Origin of the sequence: Variovorax sp. CAN15 (assembly GCF_030462475.1) — a bacterium.
GTDB lineage: Bacteria > Pseudomonadota > Gammaproteobacteria > Burkholderiales > Burkholderiaceae_C > Variovorax.
On sequence record NZ_JASMRZ010000136.1, the window covers coordinates 1 to 6,904 of the forward strand.

7 protein-coding genes are annotated in these 6,904 nt (G+C 67.1%); all 7 read left to right on the forward strand.

Annotated elements, in window-relative coordinates:
* On the forward strand, window positions 1-228 hold a 228-nt coding region (locus tag QMO14_RS32210), incomplete at its 5' end, for an ABC transporter permease subunit (protein ID WP_301512138.1).
* On the forward strand, window positions 225-1,100 hold the full coding sequence (locus QMO14_RS32215; protein ID WP_301512139.1) for an ABC transporter permease: 876 nt from the start codon (window positions 225-227) through the stop codon (window positions 1,098-1,100). The genes QMO14_RS32210 and QMO14_RS32215, both read left to right, overlap by 4 nt.
* 14 nt (window positions 1,101-1,114) lie before the next feature.
* Window positions 1,115-2,113 (forward strand): ABC transporter ATP-binding protein, encoded by a 999-nt coding sequence (locus QMO14_RS32220; RefSeq protein WP_301512140.1) that lies wholly within the window; start codon window positions 1,115-1,117, stop codon window positions 2,111-2,113.
* Window positions 2,110-2,946, forward strand: coding sequence for an ATP-binding cassette domain-containing protein (locus QMO14_RS32225; protein ID WP_301512141.1), 837 nt, complete (start codon window positions 2,110-2,112; stop codon window positions 2,944-2,946). Before QMO14_RS32220 ends, QMO14_RS32225 begins: the two co-directional genes overlap by 4 nt.
* A 110-nt stretch (window positions 2,947-3,056) precedes the next feature.
* Window positions 3,057-4,550 (forward strand): ABC transporter substrate-binding protein, encoded by a 1,494-nt coding sequence (locus QMO14_RS32230; protein ID WP_301512143.1) that lies wholly within the window; start codon window positions 3,057-3,059, stop codon window positions 4,548-4,550.
* Between the two features lie 249 nt (window positions 4,551-4,799).
* The gene (locus QMO14_RS32235) at window positions 4,800-6,287 is read left to right on the forward strand and encodes an ABC transporter substrate-binding protein (protein WP_301512145.1); all 1,488 of its coding nucleotides are present in this window, start codon (window positions 4,800-4,802) and stop codon (window positions 6,285-6,287) included.
* A partial coding sequence (locus QMO14_RS32240) for an amidase family protein (protein WP_301512146.1) occupies window positions 6,284-6,904 on the forward strand: 621 nt, incomplete at its 3' end. The genes QMO14_RS32235 and QMO14_RS32240, both read left to right, overlap by 4 nt.

The following is a 6,904-nucleotide window of genomic DNA, read 5'->3' on the forward strand; positions in this document are numbered from 1 at the left end:
GTCATGGGCATGCAGTTCTCGGAACTGCTGGCCGGCACCATCGTGGTGGAGAACGTGTTCTATCTTCCCGGCCTGGGCCGGCTGATCTTCCAGGCCATCAGCAACCGCGACCTGATCGTGGTGCGCAACTGCGTGATGCTGCTGGCGGCCATGGTGGTCATCGTGAACTTCGTGGTCGACGTGCTCTATGCCGTCATCGACCCGCGCATCAAGGCCAGCGACATATGAGCACCGTCACCGCTCCCAGCGCCGCCGCGCTCAAGGTGCCGGGTTTCTGGCGCCGCGCATTGCATCACCGCAGCTTCGTGCTGGGCGGCACGCTCACGCTGCTCCTGCTGCTGGCAGCCGCCGTCTCGCTGGTGTGGACGCCTTGGTCGCCCTACGAGATGGACATGGCCGCCAAGCTGAAGCCGCCGACGGGCTCGCACTGGCTGGGCACTGACACCTACGGCCGCGACGTGGCTTCGCTGCTGCTCGTCGGTGCGCGCGCATCCATCCTGGTGGGCGTGATCGCGGTGGGCATCGGCCTCGTGGTCGGCACCGCGCTCGGCCTGCTCGCTGCTGCAAAGCGCGGCTGGGTCGAGGAAGCCATCATGCGGCTCACCGACTTCTCGCTGGCCTTTCCCGCGATCCTCTCGGCCATCATGATGACGGCGGTGTTCGGCGCCGGCATCGTCAACGCGATCATCGCGATCGGCATCTACAACATCCCGACCTTCGCGCGCATCACACGCGCATCGGCCAATGCGATCTGGTCGCGCGAGTACGTCGCCGCCGCACGCGCCTGCGGCAAGGGCAGCTTCGCCATCACCATGCAGCACGTGCTGCCGAACATCTCGGCCGTGCTGATCGTGCAGATCACCATCCGCTTCGCCATCGCCATCCTGGCCGAGGCCGCCCTCTCCTACCTCGGCCTGGGCACGCAGCCGCCGCAACCCTCGTGGGGCCGCATGCTCAGCGAGGCCCAGACGATGATGTTCCAGGCGCCGCTGCTCGCGGTGTTTCCGGGCATGGCCATCGCCTTCGCGGTGCTTGGCCTGAACCTGCTCGGCGACGGCTTGCGCGACCTGCTCGATCCACGACTCGCGAGAGCAAGGTAGGCGAGGTAAGCAAGATGCCCCTGCTCGAAGTCAAGGACCTCCACATCGGCCTGCAGACGCAGCGCGGCCCGGCAGAGGCAGTGCGCGGCGTCGGCTTCTCGCTCGAGCGCGGCGAAACGCTGGGCATCGTCGGCGAGTCGGGCTGCGGCAAGTCGATCACCGTGATGTCGCTCATGGGCCTGCTGCCTGCCACCGCGAAGGTCGGCGGCAGCATCCGCTTCGACGGCACCGAGCTCGTCGGACTGCCAGAGAAGCAGATGTGCGAGATCCGCGGCAACCGCATCGGCATGATCTTCCAGGAGCCGATGACGGCGCTGAACCCGGTGCATACCATCGCGCGCCAGGTCGGCGAGCCGCTGCGGCTGCATCGCGGGCTCTCGAAAGCCGACGCACGCAAGGAAGTGCTCGCGCTGCTGGAGCGCGTGGGCATTCCGGATGCTGCCTCGCGCCTCGACGCCTACCCGCACCAATTCTCCGGCGGGCAGCGCCAGCGCATCGGCATCGCGATGGCGCTCGCCTGCGGGCCCGACCTGCTGATTGCCGATGAGCCGACGACTGCCCTCGACGTGACCATCCAGAAGCAGATCCTCGAGCTGATCCAGAGCCTCGTGGCCGAGCGCGGCATGGCGCTGATCCTGATCTCCCACGACCTCGGCGTGATCGCGCAGACAGTGTCGAAGATGCTCGTGATGTACGGCGGCAGCGTGGTCGAGAGCGGCCCTACCGAAGCCGTGTTCGCACGGCGCGCCCATCCGTACACGCAAGGCCTGTTCGCAGCGCGCCCCGTCATCGGTGCGCCCCGCGGCGTGCGGCTGGCCACCATCAAGGGCAGCGTGCCCGAGCTGGTCGATCTGCCGAAGGGCTGCCCCTTCGCGGGACGGTGCAGCTACACCGTCGACGCCTGCACGACCACCCGGCCGCCAGCCACGATGCTTCCGCAGGACCATGCGGTGCGCTGCATCAGGCTGGAAGAGATCGCCACGCTTGAAGCCGGGGAGGCCATCGCGCGATGAGCACGGCCGCCACCAGTGCTTCGACGCCGCTGCTGCGGGTCACCGATCTCGTGCGCCACTACGCGCTGCCGCGCGAGAAGCTATTCGGCCCGCCGCCGAGCGTGAAGGCGCTCAACGGCGTGAGCTTCGAAGTGCAGGCCGGCCAGAGCGTGGGCATCGTCGGCGAATCAGGCTCGGGCAAATCGACCATCGCGCGTCTCGTGATGGCACTCGATACGCCCACTTCAGGCACCGTCTCGCTCGAAGGCCGAAACCTGCACGCGCTCTCGAAGGAAGAACTGCGCGTCGCGCGGCGCGACTTCCAGATGGTGTTCCAGGACCCGTACGGCTCGCTCGACCCGCGCCAGACGGTGGCACGCATCGTCGCCGAGCCGCTCGAAGCACTCGCGGCCACCACCCGCGCCGAGCAGCGCGAACGCGCCGCCGAAACGCTCGCCGCCGTCGGCCTGCGCACCACCGACATGGACAAGTACCCGCACGAGTTCTCGGGCGGCCAGCGGCAGCGCATCGCCATCGCGCGCGCGCTCATCACGCGCCCCAAGCTCATCGTGGCCGACGAGCCCGTGAGCGCGCTCGACGTGTCGGTGCAGGCCCAGGTGCTCAACCTGATGCAGGACTTGCAGCAGCAGTTCGGCATCAGCTATCTGCTCATCAGCCATGACCTCGCAGTGGTCAACCATCTCTGCGACAACGTGTGCGTGGTCTTCAAGGGCCACATCGTGGAGCAGGGAGCGCCCGCCGAGCTCTTCCAGCATGCGCAGCACGAGTACACGCGCACGCTGCTCGACGCAGTGCCACGCACGCCCGCCGGCGGCACGCTGCTGCCAGGCTGACATCGAAGCGTCGTCCCGCCTCCTTAGGATGAGTGGGTCATAAGCATCTGGTTGCGCACGCGCGCGCCGTCGCGGATGATGCCTGCCCCCTGTTTCGAGGACACCGCTTCATGCTCAAACGACGCACCCTGCTCGCCACCGGCGCCGCAGCCCTGACCCCGCTGGCCTTGCCGACCATCGCGCTGGCACAGAAGAAAAAGGATGCGCTGGTCATCGGACTCACGCTGGAGCCCACGGGCCTGGACCCCACGGCCAAGGCCGGCGCGGAGATCGCAGAGGTGGTGCTCTACACCGTCTTCGAAACCCTCACCAAGATCAACTCCGACGGCAGCGTCACGCCGCTGCTGGCCGAGAGCTGGGAAGCCTCGCCCGACCTGAAGACGCTCACCTTCAGGCTCAAGCGCGGCGTGAAGTTCCAGAACGGCGAGCCCTTCAGCGCGCAGAGCGTGAAGTTCTCGTTCGACCGCGCGGCCGCGGCCAACAGCACCAACAAGGACAAGCGCACCTTCACCAACATCGCGACGCAGGTGGTCGACGAGCACACGGTGGTGCTCATCACCAAGGAGATCGAGCCCGACCTGCTGTTCCTTCTCGGCCAGGCCTCGGCCATCATCGTCGAGCCGAAGACGGTGGAGACCAACGCCACCAAGCCCGTCGGTACCGGCCCCTACAGGCTCGACAACTGGGCCAAGGGCTCGAGCATCGTGCTCGCCAAATGGGATGGCTGGCGCGGCGCCGACACGGTGCAGATCCGCAAGGCCAGCTTCCGCTTCATCTCCGAGCCGGCCGCGCAGACCACCGCGCTGCTCTCGGGCGACGTCGACCTCTTCCCGCATGCATCGGTGTCGCGCAGCCTGCCGCAGTTCCAGAACGACAAGCGCTTCCAGATCGTCTTCAACGCCTCGCGCGGCAAGACCATCCTCGCCATCAACAACAGGCGCAAGCCGCTCGATGACGTGCGCGTGCGCCGCGCCATCTCGGCGGCCATCGACCGCAAGGCGGTGATAGAGGCCGCCGTCGACGGCCGAGGCGTGCCCATCGGCAGCCACTACGTGCCGGGCGCGCCCGGCTACGTCGACACCACCGGCATCAACGCCTACGACGTGGAGAAAGCGAAGAAGCTGCTGGCCGAGGCGGGCGTGAAAACGCCGCTCGAACTCGATCTCGTGCTGCCGCCACCGCCCTACGCACGCCAGGGCGGCGAGCTCATCGCCGCGCAGCTCGCCAAGGTGGGTATCGTCGCGAAGATCCAGAACGTCGAATGGGCGCAGTGGATCAGCGGCACCTACGGCAACAAGAACTACGACCTCTCGCTGATCCTGCACGTCGAGCCCTTCGACCTGGTGAACTACACCAAGCCGGAGTACTACTGGGGCTACCAGTCGCCGAAGTTCAACGAGATCTTCGAGAAGGCGCGCAACGCGGCGCGCTCCGCCGACCGCCTGCGCTACCTGGGCGACGCGCAGCGGCTGCTGGCGGAAGACGCGGCCAACGTCTTCCTGTACCAGCCGCAGTTCATCACCGTGGCGGCGCGCAACCTGCGCGGGCTGTGGAAGGACACGCCGATCTTCGTGAACGACATCGCGGCCCTGTCCTGGACCTGATCAGCTGGACCTGATCAGCTGGGCCTGAGCCCAGCCGGACGCCCCGCATACGGGAACGTCCCGAGTAAAAACCGGCCCTCGGGCCGCGCGGCGACGTACCTGCTGCATCAAAATGACCGGTCGCGCAGGTGGCATCTTTCGTGCTGCTTGTCGAGTCTTTCGCGGCGCCGCGCCTCCCTTCGGGGCACGGCGTGCGCCGCAGCAGTCGTCCGCCATCGAATCTGGCTTGTTTTTCCGGAGAACACACGTATGTTGAACCGTCGCACCCTCCTTACCACCGCCGGCGCCACCGTGGCGCTGGCCAGCCCGCTCGCCGCCATGGCGCAGGGCAGGAAGGACGCCATCGTGATCGGCATGGCGCTCGAGCCGCCGGGGCTCGACCCGACCACCGGCGCCGCGGCCGCCATTGCCGAGGTGGTGCAGTACAACATCCTGGAGACGCTCACCAAGATCAACTCCGACGGCAGCGTCACGCCGCTGCTGGCCGAGAGCTGGGAGATCTCGCCCGACCTCAAGACCTACACCTTCAAGCTGAAGCGTGGCGTGAAATACCAGAACGGCGAACCGTTCAACGCGGCCACCGTCAAGTTCTCGTTCGACCGCGCCGGCAGCGAGAAGAGCACCAACAAGGACAAGCGCACCTTCGCCAACCTGAGCACGCAGGTGGTCGACGACTACACGGTGGTCGTCATCAACAAGGAGATCGACCCCGACCTGCCCTTCGTGCTGGGCCAGGCCACGGCCGTGATCGTCGAGCCCAAGAGCGCCGAGGGTAACGCCACCAAGCCGGTGGGCACCGGTCCCTACAAGCTCGACAACTGGGCCAGGGGCTCGTCGATCACGCTGAGCAAGTGGGAAGGCTTTCGCAGCCCCGCCACCGCGAAGATCAACAAGGTCACCTTCCGCTTCATCTCCGACACGGCCGCGCAGGCCGCGGCCATGCTCTCGGGCGACATCGACGTGTTCCCGCGCATCGGCACGCGCGTGGTGCAGCAGTTCAAGATGAACCCGCAGTTCCAGGTGATCCTGGCCGGTTCGCGCGCCAAGACCATCCTGTCGATCAACAACAAGAGAAAGCCGCTGGACGACGTGCGCGTGCGGCGCGCCATCCTTGCGGCCATCGACCGCAAGGCGGTGATCGAGGGCGCGGCCGACGGCTTCGGCGTGCCCATCGGCAGCCACTACGTGCCGGGCGCCGCGGGCTATGTGGACACCACCGGCATCAACCCCTTCGACATCGAGAAGGCCAAGAAGCTGCTGGCCGAGGCCGGCGTGAAGACGCCGCTCGAACTGAAGATGACGCTGCCGCCTCCGCCCTACGCGCGCCAGGGCGGCGAGGTGATCGTGGCGCAGCTGGCCAAGATCGGCATCGTGGTGAAGGTGCAGAACGTCGAATGGGCCCAGTGGCTCAGCGGCACCTACGGCAACAAGGACTACGACCTGACGATCGTGTCGCACGTGGAGCCCTTCGACCTCGGCAACTACGCCAAGCCCGACTACTACTGGGGCTACCAGTCGAAGGCCTTCGACGCGCTGTTCGACAAGATCAAGACAACCGCCAACGCCGCCGAGCGCAACAAGCTGCTGGGCGACGCGCAGAAGATGCTGGCCACCGACGCGGCCAACGGCTTCCTCTACCAGCCGCAGTTCCCGACGGTCGCGAAGAAGAGCGTGAAGGGCATCTGGAAGGAGAACCCGATCTTCGTCAACGACCTCTCCGCACTCTCGTGGAGCTGAACGACCTTTCCGCGCAGGAGCTCGCCGCCGCCTACCGCGACCGCAAGCTCTCGCCGGTCGAGGTCACGCGGGCCGTGATCGCGCAGGTGGAGCGATGGGAGCCTCACCTGCAGGCCACCTGGCTCTTCAGGCCCGAGGCCGCGCTCGAGCAGGCGCGGGCCTCCGAGGCGCGCTGGCTGCGTGGGGACGCACGCGGGCCGCTGGACGGCGTGCCGGCCACCATCAAGGAAAACATCGCGACGCGCGGCGACCCGATGCCCGCGGGCACGGCCGCCGTCGACCTGAAGCCTGCGGCTGCCGACGCGCCACCGGCTGCACGCTTGAAAGAAGCGGGCACGGTGATCGTGAGCAAGACCACGATGCCGGACTACGGCATGCTGTCCTCGGGACTGTCGAGCAACCGCCGCGAGTACGAGCGGCTGATCGAGGTGTTCAAGGCGCACGGCATCGGCTACTTCTTCTACAACGGCGGCGGCGATTCGGCCGACACCTGCTTCAAGGTGAGCCAGCTCTCGCAGTCGATGGGCTATGCGCTGCAGGCCATCCACGTGCCCAAGACCATCGACAACGACCTGCCGCTGACCGACTGCTGCCCGGGCTTCGGCTCGGTCGCGAAG